This is a genomic window from Shewanella sp. 10N.286.54.B9 (assembly GCF_041468565.1).
In the GTDB taxonomy this organism is placed as follows: Bacteria; Pseudomonadota; Gammaproteobacteria; order Enterobacterales; family Shewanellaceae; genus Shewanella.
On the sequence record NZ_JBFRIY010000041.1, the window covers coordinates 34,271 to 49,968 of the forward strand.

General features: G+C 45.3%; 17 protein-coding genes and 1 riboswitch. Of the genes, 2 read left to right on the forward strand and 15 right to left on the reverse strand.

What is annotated here, in order from left to right; translation table 11 throughout:
* Positions 1-29: 29 nt before the first annotated feature.
* From AB4135_RS15130 to moaA, 15 genes are all read right to left on the reverse strand, one after another.
* On the reverse strand, positions 30-1,526 hold the full coding sequence (locus AB4135_RS15130; protein ID WP_371994148.1) for a capsule assembly Wzi family protein: 1,497 nt from the start codon (positions 1,524-1,526) through the stop codon (positions 30-32).
* Positions 1,527-1,536: 10 nt separating this feature from the next.
* Positions 1,537-2,019, reverse strand: a complete 483-nt coding sequence (coaD, locus tag AB4135_RS15135) for a pantetheine-phosphate adenylyltransferase (RefSeq protein WP_371994150.1) — start codon at positions 2,017-2,019, stop codon at positions 1,537-1,539.
* 159 nt (positions 2,020-2,178) lie between these two features.
* Positions 2,179-2,853, reverse strand: a complete 675-nt coding sequence (locus AB4135_RS15140; RefSeq protein ID WP_371994151.1) for a TIGR01621 family pseudouridine synthase — start codon at positions 2,851-2,853, stop codon at positions 2,179-2,181.
* Positions 2,854-2,904: 51 nt separating this feature from the next.
* On the reverse strand, positions 2,905-4,161 hold the full coding sequence (locus tag AB4135_RS15145; protein ID WP_371994301.1) for a sensor histidine kinase: 1,257 nt from the start codon (positions 4,159-4,161) through the stop codon (positions 2,905-2,907).
* A 49-nt stretch (positions 4,162-4,210) separates the two neighbouring features.
* The gene (locus AB4135_RS15150; RefSeq protein WP_371994153.1) at positions 4,211-4,888 is read right to left on the reverse strand and encodes a response regulator transcription factor; all 678 of its coding nucleotides are present in this window, start codon (positions 4,886-4,888) and stop codon (positions 4,211-4,213) included.
* A gap of 3 nt (positions 4,889-4,891) precedes the next feature.
* The gene (locus tag AB4135_RS15155; RefSeq protein WP_371994155.1) at positions 4,892-5,413 is read right to left on the reverse strand and encodes a hypothetical protein; all 522 of its coding nucleotides are present in this window, start codon (positions 5,411-5,413) and stop codon (positions 4,892-4,894) included.
* 44 nt (positions 5,414-5,457) lie between these two features.
* Positions 5,458-5,808 (reverse strand): YgiW/YdeI family stress tolerance OB fold protein, encoded by a 351-nt coding sequence (locus AB4135_RS15160; protein WP_371994157.1) that lies wholly within the window; start codon positions 5,806-5,808, stop codon positions 5,458-5,460.
* A 100-nt stretch (positions 5,809-5,908) separates the two neighbouring features.
* Complete coding sequence (locus tag AB4135_RS15165; protein ID WP_371994159.1) at positions 5,909-7,033, reverse strand: ABC transporter ATP-binding protein; 1,125 nt, start codon at positions 7,031-7,033, stop codon at positions 5,909-5,911.
* The gene (modB, locus tag AB4135_RS15170; protein WP_371994161.1) at positions 7,014-7,694 is read right to left on the reverse strand and encodes a molybdate ABC transporter permease subunit; all 681 of its coding nucleotides are present in this window, start codon (positions 7,692-7,694) and stop codon (positions 7,014-7,016) included. Before modB ends, AB4135_RS15165 begins: the two co-directional genes overlap by 20 nt.
* Positions 7,694-8,470, reverse strand: a complete 777-nt coding sequence (modA, locus tag AB4135_RS15175) for a molybdate ABC transporter substrate-binding protein (protein WP_371994163.1) — start codon at positions 8,468-8,470, stop codon at positions 7,694-7,696. The genes modB and modA overlap by 1 nt, the downstream gene beginning before the upstream one ends.
* Before the next feature lie 84 nt (positions 8,471-8,554).
* Positions 8,555-9,004, reverse strand: a complete 450-nt coding sequence (gene moaE, locus AB4135_RS15180) for a molybdopterin synthase catalytic subunit MoaE (RefSeq protein WP_371994165.1) — start codon at positions 9,002-9,004, stop codon at positions 8,555-8,557.
* Position 9,005: 1 nt separating this feature from the next.
* The gene (gene moaD, locus AB4135_RS15185; protein ID WP_020914949.1) at positions 9,006-9,257 is read right to left on the reverse strand and encodes a molybdopterin synthase sulfur carrier subunit; all 252 of its coding nucleotides are present in this window, start codon (positions 9,255-9,257) and stop codon (positions 9,006-9,008) included.
* 4 nt (positions 9,258-9,261) lie between these two features.
* Positions 9,262-9,738: a cyclic pyranopterin monophosphate synthase MoaC gene (gene moaC, locus AB4135_RS15190; protein WP_202287363.1), complete on the reverse strand. Its 477-nt coding sequence runs from the start codon at positions 9,736-9,738 to the stop codon at positions 9,262-9,264.
* A gap of 99 nt (positions 9,739-9,837) precedes the next feature.
* Entirely contained in the window at positions 9,838-10,362 is a 525-nt protein-coding gene (gene moaB / locus AB4135_RS15195) for a molybdenum cofactor biosynthesis protein B (RefSeq protein ID WP_371994167.1), read from the reverse strand.
* Between the two features lie 83 nt (positions 10,363-10,445).
* On the reverse strand, positions 10,446-11,426 hold the full coding sequence (gene moaA / locus AB4135_RS15200; RefSeq protein ID WP_220737163.1) for a GTP 3',8-cyclase MoaA: 981 nt from the start codon (positions 11,424-11,426) through the stop codon (positions 10,446-10,448).
* Positions 11,414-11,550, reverse strand: a riboswitch (molybdenum cofactor riboswitch). Its footprint overlaps the gene before it by 13 nt.
* Before the next feature lie 252 nt (positions 11,551-11,802).
* On the opposite strand from moaA, the gene AB4135_RS15205 reads away from it, so the two are divergent.
* Positions 11,803-13,452 (forward strand): electron transfer flavoprotein-ubiquinone oxidoreductase, encoded by a 1,650-nt coding sequence (locus tag AB4135_RS15205; protein ID WP_371994169.1) that lies wholly within the window; start codon positions 11,803-11,805, stop codon positions 13,450-13,452.
* A gap of 323 nt (positions 13,453-13,775) precedes the next feature.
* On the forward strand, positions 13,776-15,692 hold the full coding sequence (locus AB4135_RS15210) for a methyl-accepting chemotaxis protein (protein ID WP_371994171.1): 1,917 nt from the start codon (positions 13,776-13,778) through the stop codon (positions 15,690-15,692).
* The last annotated feature ends 6 nt before the right edge of the window (positions 15,693-15,698 follow it).

Genomic DNA, 15,698 nt, shown 5'->3' on the forward strand with positions numbered 1-15,698 from the left:
TTTATCTCTGTGAAGCGAAAAAAGAGCTGTTAGAAGCGGTATTCATAAGTACCAAACACTGTCGCATCGGTATCATTTTCTTCGGTTTCAAACTCAGATTGCGACACTGTGCCGCCGACGCTCATCATCCCTTGCCAAATAGGCATCCGATAACTCAGCTCTAACATCAACAGATCTTCTTTAGGTGGCTGTGGTGCCCAGCCATGAGTCGGACTCTTGCCATCTTTATTAAGCTGAGCATAACGTAGTAGCGAAGTAAAACCCTTGCTATCAGCAAACTGGCCAATCAGCCCTAGCACATACACTTTAGCGTCACTATCATAGGTACTACCAAGCGAGCGACCATAGTAGCGTGAGCCACTTTGGTAAGTTGAGTGCTCGTAAAAACAGTTAAAAGCATTTTCGTCTTCACCACAGAAAACCATGGTGTCGGTGTACTCGAAAAACAATTTATATTGCTGGCCATCGAAGTTAAATCGGCTATCGGCGCCAAACATTGAAGCACAGTCAACAATATCCCATGGCATGCTGCCTTTAGAGTCTTCACAGGTTCTTTCGTAATATAAGCCGAATGGCACGTTATACCAGGTATCGCTAAAGCGGATATCATAGCCCGCCATCTGATTACCATAATTGGTACAACCACCTAGCTCACCTTCATTGCGGCAATCTTTCTGTCCGGTAATTGATTTAAAGGCACTTTCAAATGAACACTCTTGGCCATCACCACAAAATTGGGTGGTCCAGGAGACGCCAATCTCTAACTGCCTAAATGGACGGATAGAACCCCGTAAATTCCACAATAGTGTATTCGGAACCGCGCGCTCCTCCTCCATCATGCTAACGCCGGCAGTAAAGTTCCACGGACCAATCCAAGACAACCAAGGTGTCTCGAACGCTTGGGCATTATTGCGGCTTAACATTAGTGATGGCATAGGTCTGGCGTTGTTTGATTTATGTAGTGCAGAGTCAAACCCTGGCCCCCACCACTGCTCAACAGCACCCAGCGTCACCATCCAATTGCCCATCGCCATGGCGAGATAAGAATCGTCGAAGCGAAATTCTTCATCATCTGCAGGATCGTAATTAGCCGAAGCCGATACCTTGTAGGCAAATCGATCACCTAAATACTCATAAGAAGCGTTAGCCTCTCCTTGCTCGCGGTAATCGGAGCCAAAATGCTGGAATCTTGCTGCATCACTTGCTGCAGCGAGCTTAATACGGGTATTACCGCGATTCTCAACGGCATTACGATAGTTAAAATTAACGCGAGAATAAGCATCAACTAATGCCGGTGACAGTGTTGAAGGTTCCGCTTTGGCTAAATCAGCACCAATTCCTGACCACATTAACGGATAGGTATTGACTGGCACGGTTATCACACCCGCATCGGCCAATGCTTGAATATCGGCTCTTAAGTATATATCCGAGGTATCGACCCACGGCGCTGCACTTAACATTGCTGAACTGCATACACTCAATAGTGCCAACAGCTTAATGCTGAGTGATAAAGCTAATTTTTTCATGTTCTACTGCTTATCCCTGTTCTTTCTTCATTAGTGCATTAGCGACTTTAATATGGACAAATTGGCTGACGTCACCACCGTGGTGCGCCACTTCCTTCACTAAGGTTGAGGAGATAAAGGAGTTTTCTTCTGCTGGCGTTAAAAATACGCTTTCTAAATCAGGGCTAAGGCGACGATTCATATTGGCTAATTGAAACTCATATTCAAAATCAGAAACAGCTCGTAGGCCTCGCACTAACACGCTAGCTTGCTGATCTTTGGCAAAATCCACCAGCAACCCACTAAAACCGACCACTTCAACATTGTCTAAATGCGCGGTGACCGTCTTAAGCAGTTCAACCCGTTCATCTAGGCTAAAACGTGGCTTTTTAGACGGGTTAAGTGCAATGCCAATAACCACATGCTTAAATAATTTAGCCGCACGCTCAATCAGATCAGCATGACCATTCGTAACGGGATCAAATGTTCCTGGATATATGGCTCGTGTATGCACAATTATTCACTCATGTGTTAATAAAAAAAGTTGTTAGTTATACGCCTTTTAGACGCAATAACAGTCGCATTTTGAGGACACTATCTTACTCGTTATCCATAAGATTGTGAATGCACATGCTTAGATAATCCTTAAGCGAGATTATCAGTAAACTTGAAACTACTTTGCCTTAGGCCAAGTTAGCTGTTCGGGGGATTGCCACTGCTGTAGCTGCTCAATCACCGCTTGGCAGTTAAAGGCAACACCTGAAGGTGGAGCAACGCTGTATTGATAAGCTTGAGCTTTATAGCTGAAGTTTAAGCTATAGGCATGCAGGTAGCCTCTGTCAGAGGTTTCGCCACCATATAGCTCATCGCCCAAGATAGGCACGCCGATACTGGCTAACGCCACCCTAAGCTGATGAGTTTTACCGGTTAATGGTTTGAGCAGATAGAGGCGTATGCCATCGCCGACTGAATGAGAGAAAAATTGCGTTTTAGCGGGGTTATCCATGCTGCGCAGTAACTTATGCATACTGCGGCGCGCTTTGGCCATATCACCAACTACCCAACCTTGTTTCTTTTTAGGTTTGCCTTTCGCCAGCGCTAAATAGTACTTTTGAATCTTATGCTGGCTAAATTGACGAGTAAATTCCGCCGCGGCAGCCGATGATTTTGCAAGGATCAGTAAACCTGAGGTCATAGTATCTAACCTGTGCACTGAATATAACTTAATCCCGAGATCAAGCTCTGCTTGGGCAACCACACCCGCTGAGCCATCTTGACTGTGAAAATGAATATTGGCCGACTTACAAATAACAATAAAATCGGTTTCATCGGCAATGACTTGGTACATAAGGATTCCACAAGCAGGCATGAGCAATTTAACAACCAAGATGCACGGGTATCAAAAAGTAATCAGTACTTTTAGCCCCGGTTGGTTGTCCATTAAAGCTATTTTAGCATTATGCCGTGACAGAATCGCCTTCACCATCGATAAACCTAAGCCTGTACCTTTGTGGTGTCTGCTTGGGTCTAAGCGCACTAGCCGCTCAAATACTTTATCACGAGAACCAGCTGGGATCCCTGGACCATTGTCTTGAATTGATATCACATTTCGATTTTGCGAAATAACAATCTCAGCACCTTCACCGGAGTATTTAATAGCATTATCCACCAAATTAAATAGCGCCTGAAACAACAGGTACTTGTCGCCACTCACTTTAAACTCTTCGCCGGTCATCAGCTTAAGTGACTGACCGTTAAACTCTGCCATCGCCTCGGCCATCTCAAACAGATCTCGGCTGATATTCTGCAAGCTTAATGATTGCAGTTCTAAGGTCTGCTGTCCCTCCTCAATACGCGTCAATGACAGCATAGCGTCGAACGTTGCCAAACAGTGATCTAGCTCTTCGGTAATGATGGCGCACCCCTCGGCCAGCTCCTCTTGTGGCTTGTCTGGCAGCTGCTCCAAACCAATACGCAGATGCGACAGTGGCGTACGCAGATCATGGGCAATATTATCGGTAACTCCACGCACAGCGGCGAGATTTTTTTCTAGTGTATCGAGTACACGGTTAAATTGCTGCGCCAGCATATCGAATTCATCTTGACGCCAACTGACTGGTAGCCGGGTTGAGTATTGCCCTTGTTCAATCTGTTCGCTTAAACGGTTGTACTGCACCAACCTGCGTAAAATGGCCTTCGAAAACAGATAACCCAGCGCTAGCGTCAGCACAACGGTTAGCATGAGTGCGGTAATGGCAGCATTGGTAAACTTATCGATTAAGGTGCCGAGCTGATCCACTCGGGTCGCGATTAACACCGGTCCATAGCGAGTCATCACCATGCCACCAGTCAGAATATGTAGCTTGTCAGGTCCGCCAGTAAATACCGGAAACTCCCGCTTAGCAGGTAGCATTGGCATGTCATTAGGGATCATGCTCAAGGAGCCAATAAGATCGAAGGAGTTGCGCCACACGATAAGGGCGACTTTAGGGTCAGCGCTGCGCACTTGAGTCGCAAAGCTGCGTCTATCAAGTGTTAGTGCCATCTGTTGATAGCGGGTTTTCTCTGCATCAAGGTGAAGATCGAGTTGATACTCTTGCTCATTAATCAACTGGCGATACATGCCTAGTAGCAAGGTGCCAATAATCAAGGTCACCAATGCAGAGAAAATAATAGTAATGCGCCACGCACTACTCTGATAGGGCTTAATGCCCTTGGCGTAAGCGATAACCTGCCCCTCGGACAGTTTCAATCAGCTCGCCATGGCCTAGCTCTTCAAACTTGCGTCTCAGCTTAGCAATATGCACATCTATCACATTGGTGCGCGGATCAAAGTGGTAATCCCATACTGCTTCAAATAGCAGTGTACGGCTAATCACTTGATTCTCATGCTCCATAAGATATTTCAATAGCTGAAACTCTTTTGGTTGCAGTAAGATCTCTTGCCCATCAAGGGTCACCTTACGAGTTAACAGTTCAATCGACAATGGGCCAACACTTAAGTCCGTCATCATTGGCTGAGATTCGCCGCGCTGCATCAGTTTTTCAGCACGTACTAATAGCTCTGAAAATGCAAATGGCTTAGTCATGTAGTCATCGCCACCTGCACGTAAGCCTTTGACACGCTCATCAACATGACTTAATGCCGATAAGATTAGTACTGGAGTTTGGCTACCAGTGGCGCGCAGTGCAGCGAGTAACTTAAGGCCATCGAGCTGCGGTAACATACGGTCTAAAATAATCAAGTCATACTTCATGCTAGTTGCTAGCAGTAAGCCTTGGTGACCATCAGTCGCCGTTTCAATATTATGCCCCTGCTCTATAAATCCTTTTACAACATATTCAACTGTCGTCGCGTCGTCTTCGACCATGAGTATTTTCATGCTTTAATCCCATTTGAGCAGTGGTAGTAATTGCTTATTTTCCATGTCGAAGGCTAACTTACGCTTACCATCAACCTCTAAAATTTCTAACTCTATGTAGCTTATACCGAGGTCGTTATCGACCTCTGCTTTAACTAAGTGACCACCGCTGTCTTTACAAACAATGGTAATCATCTCTGAAAATGTTATGCCATTCTCTTTCAGCATCATAATGCCAGCAAGCTCGTCGTTGTCGCCATTTTTGAGGCGTTCAACATCACGCTCCTTGAGGCTGCCATCTATCGTACGGTATTCATATTCAATTTTCGTTTTTGCTTCTGGATCGATAACTTTAAACTCATAAACCAGCTCGCCATTGTCGAGGTCGGCTTCAAATTCAGAGATCACGCCGGGGTGCAACTGTTCGAGCTTCTGCATCATCGCTATCGGTGATGGATAATCACCGGTCGACATCAGTGGATACAAGCCTTGTCCAGCAAATGCACTACCTGATACTAATAACAATCCAACTAGCCAACGAGCCATGGCTCCTCCGAAAACTAAAACGCTAAACCACTTTCTATAAAGAATTATTGAGAAACCAGACGCATACTGTCAATTTCTATTTCAATGCCTTGCCATTCATCGTCAACTTCACCAATCAAAGTAACCTTAGTGTCACTTGAGACGTCCATTTCACGCCACAACGCATTATCAATTTCAACTTCTACATCACCACTTGCATCGCGAAATAGATATTTTTCATCACCTAAATTTTGGACTAGATAACCTGTTAATTCAACGGGAGTGTCATCTTTAGCATTGGCAGCATCAGCGGCGATCGAGGCATGACGAGTAACACTTGGGCCATTATAAGCAGCCATTGCAGGCATGGTTAATACCGCAGATAAAATAATTGAACCGCTTAATACTTTCTTCATTCAATAAACACCCCATCAAGATTAGGAGTTCATAGTATTAAATGACACATAACAGCAAGGTGACGTAAAGATTAAACTTTGATCATACGTTCTGCCAAAACTAGCTTTCTGTTTCAGTTTGAAGTTCCAAGATATGGATCAATTCAGACTTCAGCGCTACCGTCGTCTCGCAGCCTTCAACGAGTTGCAGTTTTTTCGCTAGATGCAGTGGCACCTCAGCATTAATTTTATGTTTTACGCCGACCACACTGGCTAACACCCTTACCGTCTCACCCATTACTAACATCGAGTCGACGGTAATATCGAGTTTGTTAAAACTACGACACAGCCTGCCCTGCTTAATTGAATTAAATCTAACGCCTTGGTTAGGGATAACCCAACGTACTTTAGTGCCGATATCTAAACTTTCAAAATAGGTGCTGGCAATTAGATGCTCGCCAAATTTTAGCCAAGTGATCTGCCGCTCTTCCTCTTGCGCTATCACCCGAGCATCAAAAATATTACGTAGCCCCATCTGCTTGGCAACCGCTTCATCACGCGGCCTGGTCAACACCTCTCTTGGCGAGCCTTGTTGAAGCATTTTTCCTTGGCTGATCAAAATCATGCTGTCTGCTAATAGCAGCGCTTCATTAAGATCGTGAGTCACCATAATCACCGGGATAGCCAGTTGCTCTTTTAAGCGAGCTAACTCTAAGTACAAGCGTTCTCGGGTTTCTCTATCGACCGCAGAGAAAGGTTCATCAAGCAGCAGGACTGAAGGCTCTCTTGCCAAGGCACGGGCTAAAGCTACACGTTGCCGCTGACCACCAGAAAGGTTCGCAGGCAGTCTATCGGGCAAGCCATGTAGGTTTACGCGCTCAAGCCAATCTTTGGCTCTTGCTGCACGCTCAGACTTAGGAATATGGTCTAGTGCGGCTATCACATTCTCTAAAGCGGTGAGATTCGGAAACAGGCCAAAATGTTGTGGCACATAACCTAAATGCCTTTGTTGTGGGGTGAGCTGAATAGACTTATCGCTGCAGAACCAACTCTCATTGCCGTAACGAATTTCACCGGACTGCGGCTTATTAAGGCCCGCTATCATTCGCAGCAAGGTTGATTTGCCACCACCCGATGGACCAACAACCGCAAGCACCTCACCCGCTTTACAAGTGAATTCAGCATCGAGATTAATATGTTCTGTTTGTTTAATCCGGCAATAGAGATCAGCGACGGCTTGAGACATGTTGCCCTCCCACTCGTCGTGACAAACTCGTGGTAAGTGCCAACACAGTAATCGCAAATAGCAGCAGTACTAGCGACATATTGCCGGCACTGGCAAAATCAAAGGCTTGCACACTATCGTATATCGAAATTGCGATGGTCTTGGTTTCACCGGCAATATTACCGCCCATCATCAGCACCACGCCAAACTCGCCTAAAACATGAGAGAAACACAGTACCATTGCCGTCAAAACACCTGGCCACACCATAGGTAATTCAATTTTGAATAACACCTTTAGACGACTCATACCACAACAGGCTGCAGCATCACGTACATCTTCAGGCACTGCTTCAAAGGCACGTTGAATAGGTTGGATTGCAAAGGGAATATTAACCAAGATGGAGGCGACGACTAACCCGGAAAAATGGAATACCAATTGATGCCCCAGCAGCTGCTCTAACATCTGCCCTAACCAGGACTCACTGCCTAGCCCGACTAATAAGTAATAGCCAATCACTGTCGGCGGCAACACGAGCGGCACCATCACCAAAGCTTCAACCCATGATTTTCCGCGAAATTGGCGGTAAGCCAAAAACCGTCCAGCCAATATCGCCATCGGCACCAAAATAACCACGGTCACGGTACTGAGTTTAATCGATAGCCACAGTGCTTCCCAATCCATTAGTTATCCGCTTTGCCAAAACCGTACTCAGCAAAGATATGCTGCGCTTTATCGGTTTGAATATAGTTGTAGAAATCTTCTGCTGTTTGACCAGCCTTAAGCGTCAACACCATACGCTGTTTAAGCGGTGTGTATAGAGATTGCGGAATAACAACGTAATTGGCGCGGCTTTTAAAGCGTTCGGCAGATGCTAACGACAGTGCGACTAACCCCCCTTGGGTCGAACCACTTAGCGCAAATTGTGCCGCTTGGGAGACGTTCTCGCCAAAAATAAGCTGTGGCTGAATAGTTTGCCATAGATTTAGGTTTTTCAGTACCTCTTCGGCGCGTTCACCGTAGGGTGCATGATCAGGATTGGCGATGGCAAAGCGTTTAAGCTGCTGGTTTTTGAGCAACTGTTTCACGCCATTGAGTTGCTCATCTAACTCAAGCGGCGAGCTCTTAGGAGCCGCTAATGCCAGCTTGCCAACGGCATAAACAGCACCGTCTCCTTGAGTTTGACCAGCATGGCTCAATTGATTGGTGTAGCGCTCATCGGCAGATAGAAATAGCTCAAACGGTGCACCGTGTTTTATCTGTGCCACGAAATTACCCGATGAGCCATAGGTGATACGCACTCTAGCCCCAGTATCTTGCTGGAACTGCTTGGCGACATCATCTAAGGCAAACTTAATACTTGATGCAGCCGCGATAGCCGGTACGTCTGCCGCCAAAGCTTGTTTACTCAGTAACATCAACGGCAATAATGCCGATAGCAAAAAAATCCTAAGCTTCATCAGACAACGCCCTCAAATTTGATCTGTACCCATCCGACTTTACATACTTGTTGAAGCCGTATTTAGCCTGATGGGTATACACTGCTATTTCTTATTCCACACATCCGCAGCTTGTTCGTCGCTGTCACGCGCTTCAACCCAGCTTGCACCTTCTTCACCCGCTTCAAGCTTCCAAAATGGTGCTTTGGTTTTCAAAAAGTCGATTAAAAACTCACAGGCGGCAAACGCAGCTTTTCGGTGCGCACTGGTCACGCCAATAAATACTATCTGCTCACCTAATGCCATCTTGCCAACACGGTGAATGATGCTGACGTGGTTTAGCGGCCAACGCTCACGTGCTTGTGCTTCAATTTGGTTAAGTACCGCTTCGGTCATGCCAGGGTAATGCTCAAGCGTTAAGTCGGTAACCGCGCTGCCGTCGTTAAAGTCACGCACTTTACCAACAAAAGTCACTACAGCGCCATCGCCATTATCTTGGCTAATCAGTTGATATTCATCAGGAACACTAAAATCTGCTGTTTGTACGCGGATCATCTTAACCTCCAGTCACTGGTGGGAAAAATGCCACTTCATCACCATCTTCAACGGCGGTGTCCCATTGACTAATGGTTTGGTTAACTGCAACCAGTAGCTTGTCTGATGCCATCACTTTGGCCCACTTGTCATCGGTAGCTGCCAATGTCGCTCGCAGCCCTTCGGCTGTTTGGGTATGCTCGCCCGCTTCGACTTTAACGCTTGCAGTGCCGAGTAGTTCTCTTACTTGTGCAAAAAATAGTACGTTTATCATTTGTCTATACCTTAAAGTGACCTGATTTACCGCCACGCTTCTCAAGTAGACGCACTTGAGAAATCACCATATCTTTCTGTACCGCTTTGCACATATCGTAAATAGTCAGTGCGGCAGTAGAGGCTGCAGTTAATGCTTCCATTTCCACACCCGTTTTACCAGACAGTTTACACAAGCTGCGGATCCACACTCGGTTATGCTCTGGTTGAGCTTCAAGCTCAACCTCTACTTTGGTTAGCATCAATGGATGGCAAAGTGGAATCAGATCTGAGGTTTTCTTGGCAGCTTGAATGCCTGCAATGCGCGCAGTAGCAAACACATCGCCTTTATGATGGCTACCACTCATGATCATTTCGAGTGTTTCACTCGCCATCTCGATATAAGCTTCTGCTCTCGCTTCACGTTCTGTCACTGATTTATCAGTCACGTCAACCATGTGTGCATTACCGTCTGCATTTATATGGGTAAAAGCATTTGTCATTAGCGTAAAACCTTCTTAATCAATATGTTTCAAAACTCGGTATAGATAGCTTGCGTACTCAGCATTTAGATAATGCGAGCGCAGAGTATTATCTATAAATTAGTCTGTTATTTTCTTAACGTGCATCACAAAATTACATGGACGATGCGTGGCATCAAGCTGCTCTTTTAGTACTTTATTCCAACCCGTTTTGCAGGCGCCAGTAGAACCCGGCAAGCAAAATATGGCTGTTTTGTTGGCGATACCGCCTAATGCACGCGACTGCACGGTAGAAGTGCCAAGTTCGGTATAAGTAATATAACGGAACAATTCACCGAAACCTTCAATATCTCTATCGAATAGTGGCTTAACGGCATCTGGAGTATTATCTCTTTCGGTAAAACCAGTGCCGCCAGTAGTAATAATCACCTGCACGTTTTCAGAAGCAACCCATTGTGAGATCACCGAACGAATTTGGTATTTATCATCTTTGATAATTTGACGGTCAGCTAAGTTATGCCCAGCTTCAAGCAGTGCATTTTCTAAAAACTGTCCAGAGGTGTCAGTTTCAATATTGCGGCTATCTGACAGGGTTAATATAGCGATATTGAGTGGCAAAAATTGGCTCTGAGTACAATGTCCCATAACGGTCTCTTTAAATAACTAATTTAGTCAATGCAGCGATTATAGCGGCGAACTGACGCAAGGTATTTGCGTCAGATCAGAATCTAACCACCAATAGATGCAAGGTGTTGGGTCACGCCAGTGATCCCATCGTGCAAGAAGTGAGTCTCTTTTTTCTGTGCGAGTTGACCATGTAAGCGTTCGATTAACTCAGCTTGCTGATCGGGAGTTTGCAACAAGTCACGCAGGTCGACACCGTTTTCGGTAAACAAACACAGGTGCAACTTGCCCTTTGCCGATACTCGCAGGCGATTACAGCTGGCACAGAAATTTTTGGCGTAAGGCATGATTAGCCCGATACGGCCTTGATAGTCTTGATGACTAAAGTTTTGCGCTGGCCCATCATCAACCGCTGGAACATCGAACTGCCAACCGGCTTGTTCAAGCTGAGTTTTAATATCGGCACCGGCTAAATGATGCGCTTTAAAGTAATCGTGGCCTAAACCCGTTTCCATCAGCTCAATAAAACGCAGATCGATTGGTGTGCTTTTTATCCAATGTAAAAAACGTGGCAAGTCTTTATCATTAAGGCCTTTGAGTAAAACCGCATTGATTTTAACTCGCTCAAAGCCTGCCTCAAGCGCAGCATCAACACCACGCATCACCTCATCGAATTTGTTCTCACCAGTAATCTGGTAAAACATCTTAGGATCGAGACTATCGACAGAGATATTGATACGTCTAAGCCCTGCGTCATACCACTCTTGAGCATGCTTAGCTAAGCGATAACCATTGGTAGTAGTCGCAATCGTATTGATTCTATCGTTATCTTTAATGATACGAATAATATCAGTGAAGTCTTTACGCAGCGATGGCTCACCACCAGTGATGCGGATCTTTTGCGTTCCGACTTGCGAGAATGCCGATACTAAATGCTCAATCTCATTAAGATCGAGAAACTTAGGTTTACCGTCTGGACGATATCCATCAGGTAGGCAATAGGTGCATTTGAAGTTACATACGTCAGTCACTGACATACGCAGATAATGAAACCGTCGACCAAAATTGTCTTGTAGTTGGGACATGATCACCTTTCCAAGTAAGGGGAGGTGAGATCATTTCTTTTCTCACCCCGGTGGCGTTATTGCCACGGCTAAAAACCCGTATCTGTCTCGACGTAGGATTAGAAGCTCGGAGAACCGTCAGACTTGATTATAGGCGTATTTTGCTGACAAACCATAGTCAATTCAGTCCAAATAGCGCTAAAAAGCAGCGCATGTGGAATATTTGTGACACCTATCACCCCAAAAAATGCTTAAATTTACTGCACTGTAGCTGTTTAAACTCTGTGCCATAGACCTATTTTGAGGTAAGGTGGGCTATATATTAAAACACCCGTTTATAGTGAGCTCAGCTGAAATCACTGTAAATTATCGGGGGAAAAAGAAGGAAGGTGAACTGATGGAACGCGAATCGATGGAATTCGACGTTGTAATCGTGGGAGCGGGGCCCTCAGGATTAGCAGCAGCATGTCGTTTAATGCAAATATCTAAAGACAGTGGTCAAGAACTCACTGTTTGTGTGGTAGAAAAAGGCTCAGAAGTTGGCGCTCATATTCTCTCAGGCGCAGTGTTTGAGCCCAAAGTCTTGGGCGAGCTATTTGATGACTGGAAAACCACTGGTGCACCGTTAAATACTGCCGTCACTCAAGATGAAATTCACATGCTGAGCTCGGCCACTGATGCTCGCACCATGCCAAACGCTTTAGTGCCTAAGACCATGCACAACGAAGGCAACTACATTATCAGTGTTGGCAACCTGTGCCGTTGGTTAGCAGAGAGAGCCGAAGAGCTGGGCGTTGAAGTATTCCCAGGTTTTCCCGCCAGCGAACTGCTATTTAATGAAGATGGCAGCGTTAAAGGAATTCAAATCGGTGATATGGGCGTTGGCGAAGATGGCCAACCTAAAGATGCTTATGAACCAGGTATGGAACTACATGCCAAATATACCGTATTTGGAGAAGGTTGCCGTGGCCACTTAGGCAAGCAACTGATAGAGAAATTCCAATTAGATAACGGTAAAACACCACAACATTATGGCTTAGGTTTTAAAGAAATCTGGACTGTCCCACCTGAGCAGCATGAGCTAGGTAAAGTGGTACATACTGGCGGCTGGCCTTTAACTGAAGGCGCATCGGGTGGCGGGTTTATGTATCACCTCGAAGACAATCAAATTGCGGTAGGCTTAATTGTTGATCTCAATTATGCCAATCCGCACCTGAGCCCATTCGATGAGTTCCAGCGCTATAAAACCCACCCAGTAATTGCTAAAACGCTTAGCGGTGGTGAACGTATCTCTTATGGTGCCCGAGCGATCACCAAAGGTGGCCTGAACTCTTTGCCAAAATTGACCTTCCCAGGTGGCATGATTATCGGTTGTGATGCTGGTACCTTGAACTTTGCCAAAATTAAAGGCACTCATACCGCAATGAAGAGCGGTATGTTGGCTGCTGAAACACTGGCACAAGCGATGCTTGCAGGAGTTGATGCAGGTAAAGATCTTGATTGCTTACAAGACCGCTTTGATGAAAGTTGGTTAAAAGAGGAGTTATACTGCTCGCGTAACTTTGGCCCTGCGATGCATAAGTTTGGCACCTACCTGGGTGGCGCTTTTAACTTTATCGACCAAAATTGGTTTGGCGGTAAATTTCCGGTCACCCTTAGAGATGAGAAACCAGACTACGCGCAGATGGCAGAATCAAGCGCCTACAGTAAAATTGATTACCCTAAGCCCGATGGAAAATTAAGTTTCGATAAACTGTCTTCGGTTTATCTATCCAATACTTTCCATGAAGAAGACCAGCTTTGTCATCTACGCTTAAAAGATATGCGTATCCCAATTGATGTGAACTTAGTCAAGTTTGACGAGCCAGCACAACGCTATTGTCCAGCGGGTGTCTATGAGATTGTCGAAGAAGCGGGTGAAAAGAAGTTTGTCATCAATGGTCAGAACTGCATCCACTGTAAAACTTGCGATATTAAAGATCCAAGCCAGAACATTACTTGGGTAACCCCTGAAGGCGGCGGTGGACCCAACTATCCCAACATGTAAACGAAACCTGAATTTATTCATAAAATGTAACTTCTTAATGAATTGATATTTTTATGAATTGTTCGATTTAGACAAAATGCACACCAAATGGTGTGCATTTTTAGTTGCGGACATAACAAAAAATAGACATAATCCGCCGCGCTAATATAAGAGTAATAATTTCAAACTGAAATTCAGATACCTGCCTCAAATCCTACACGTTACAAAACAGATCCATCTTCATTAAGCTAATCCCAATGGGTTTCGCTAGTCTGGCGACGAGTCTGCTACCAACTTTTTATTTTCAGCCATCAATCAGGGCTGTTTTAGGCGATCGAATTTTTATGAAATTAAACATGCTCACCATCAAACAGAAAATCCTACTCACTGTTACGTTAACGGTATTACTCTCCACCGTCCTTGTTGGCATGCTTAGCCAGCAAAGCGCTAAACAAGTGGTAGAGCAGAGAATGTTAACCTCAGAAATGCCCAATATGTTAGCGCAAATTCGCAACAAAGTTGAACTTAATATATCAACCTTGATGAATGCTGCTGAGCAACTCGCTAACAACCGAATGTTGCTGCGTTGGCTGGAGAATGATCGTCCAGAAGTTGACGAAACAGTAGTGGTCAACCAGCTAAATGATGTCAGCCGTCAATACGGCTTAGCTCAAGCCTCGTTTGCCGATAGAGAAACGGCAGCCTACTACACCCAAGACGGTTTTTTGAGAGTTCTCACTCCAGCACAAGACGCTTGGTTCTTTGATTACAAGAACAGCGGCCAAGAGAAGATGCTTAACGTTTTCACCGAAGCCAACGGTGATGTGAAATTGTTTATTAATTATCAGCAACCCAATGGCCGTGGCCTTGTAGGCTTAGGTAAGTCACTTGACGATATGGTGCAACTATTAAGATCATTCAAAATTGAGCAATCAGGTTTTGTTTACTTAATCGATAGCCAAGGACAGGTAAAACTGCATCAAGATACTAGCCAAATTGGCAAGATGAGCCTTAATAATCTATACCGTGATACTGACACCTCTAGCTTAATGCAACGCACTGATTTCAATCTATTGAAAACCAGTGTCAACGGCGAAGATATGCTTATAGCCAGCAGCTATATCCCATCAATGGACTGGTACTTGGTGGCACAAGTACCCGAAATCGAGATTTTCTCACTGCTTGAAGAGTCTGCTTATAAAATCCTAATCTGGACTGCGCTGATTGCAGCAGTGTTTATTGCACTATCTAGCTTAGTTGCCAGCTCTGTCAGCCGCCCAATCGCAAAAGTAGCAGACATGCTGCACAACATTGGTGCAGGTGAAGGCGATCTTCGTCAACGCTTACCTGTAGATGGCAATGACGAACTTGCGCAATTGGCACAAGGCTTTAATAGCTTCATCAGCAAAATTCAAGCCTCGGTGATTGAAGTTGCCGATACCAGCAAATTACTTGGCGCTTCAGCAATTGACGTCTCTCATCAAGCTCAGCGTACACTAGAGGATAGCCAGCAACAGAAAGATCAAACCATCATGGTTGTTACGGCAATTAACGAGATGGGGGCGACGGTTAACGAAATTGCCAGCAACGCTGCCCAAGCAGCCGATACCGCCAGAGCGGCTGATACCGATTCAAATAATGGTCAAGTAGTGGTCACTCGAGCTCGAGAGACTATTAGCCAACTTTCTAATGATGTTGAGCAGGTGGGTGAAGTTATTGAATCACTGGCAACTCATACTAAGTCTATCGAAAGTATTCTTGACGTGATTAGAGCAGTTTCGGAGCAAACTAACCTACTAGCACTGAATGCAGCGATTGAAGCAGCTCGAGCGGGTGAAGCTGGTCGTGGTTTTGCCGTAGTGGCAGATGAAGTGCGCAACCTTGCTTCACGCACAGCAACATCAACCAACGAAGTACAAGTGATGATCGATAAGCTACAAGCGGAAGCTAGCCGTGCGGTTGAAGCGATGGAGAAGAGTCGTTCTCGCTCAATTGAAGGGGTGAATGCTGTTGATGAAGCTAGCCAGTCGCTCACTGGCATTAGCGAACGCATTGGTTCTATTAGTGATATGAATATTCAAGTTGCAGCCGCCACTGAAGAACAGTCTACGGTCGTGGAAGATATTAACCGTAACGTCAGTGATATTAATGATATCACTCAGCGCACTGCCGATACTGCTGAAGATGCTGCGCAGGCGAGTCAATCATTGACCCAACTAGCACATAGACTCGACTCATTAGTGGCTAATTTTAAAGTATAGCGCTAA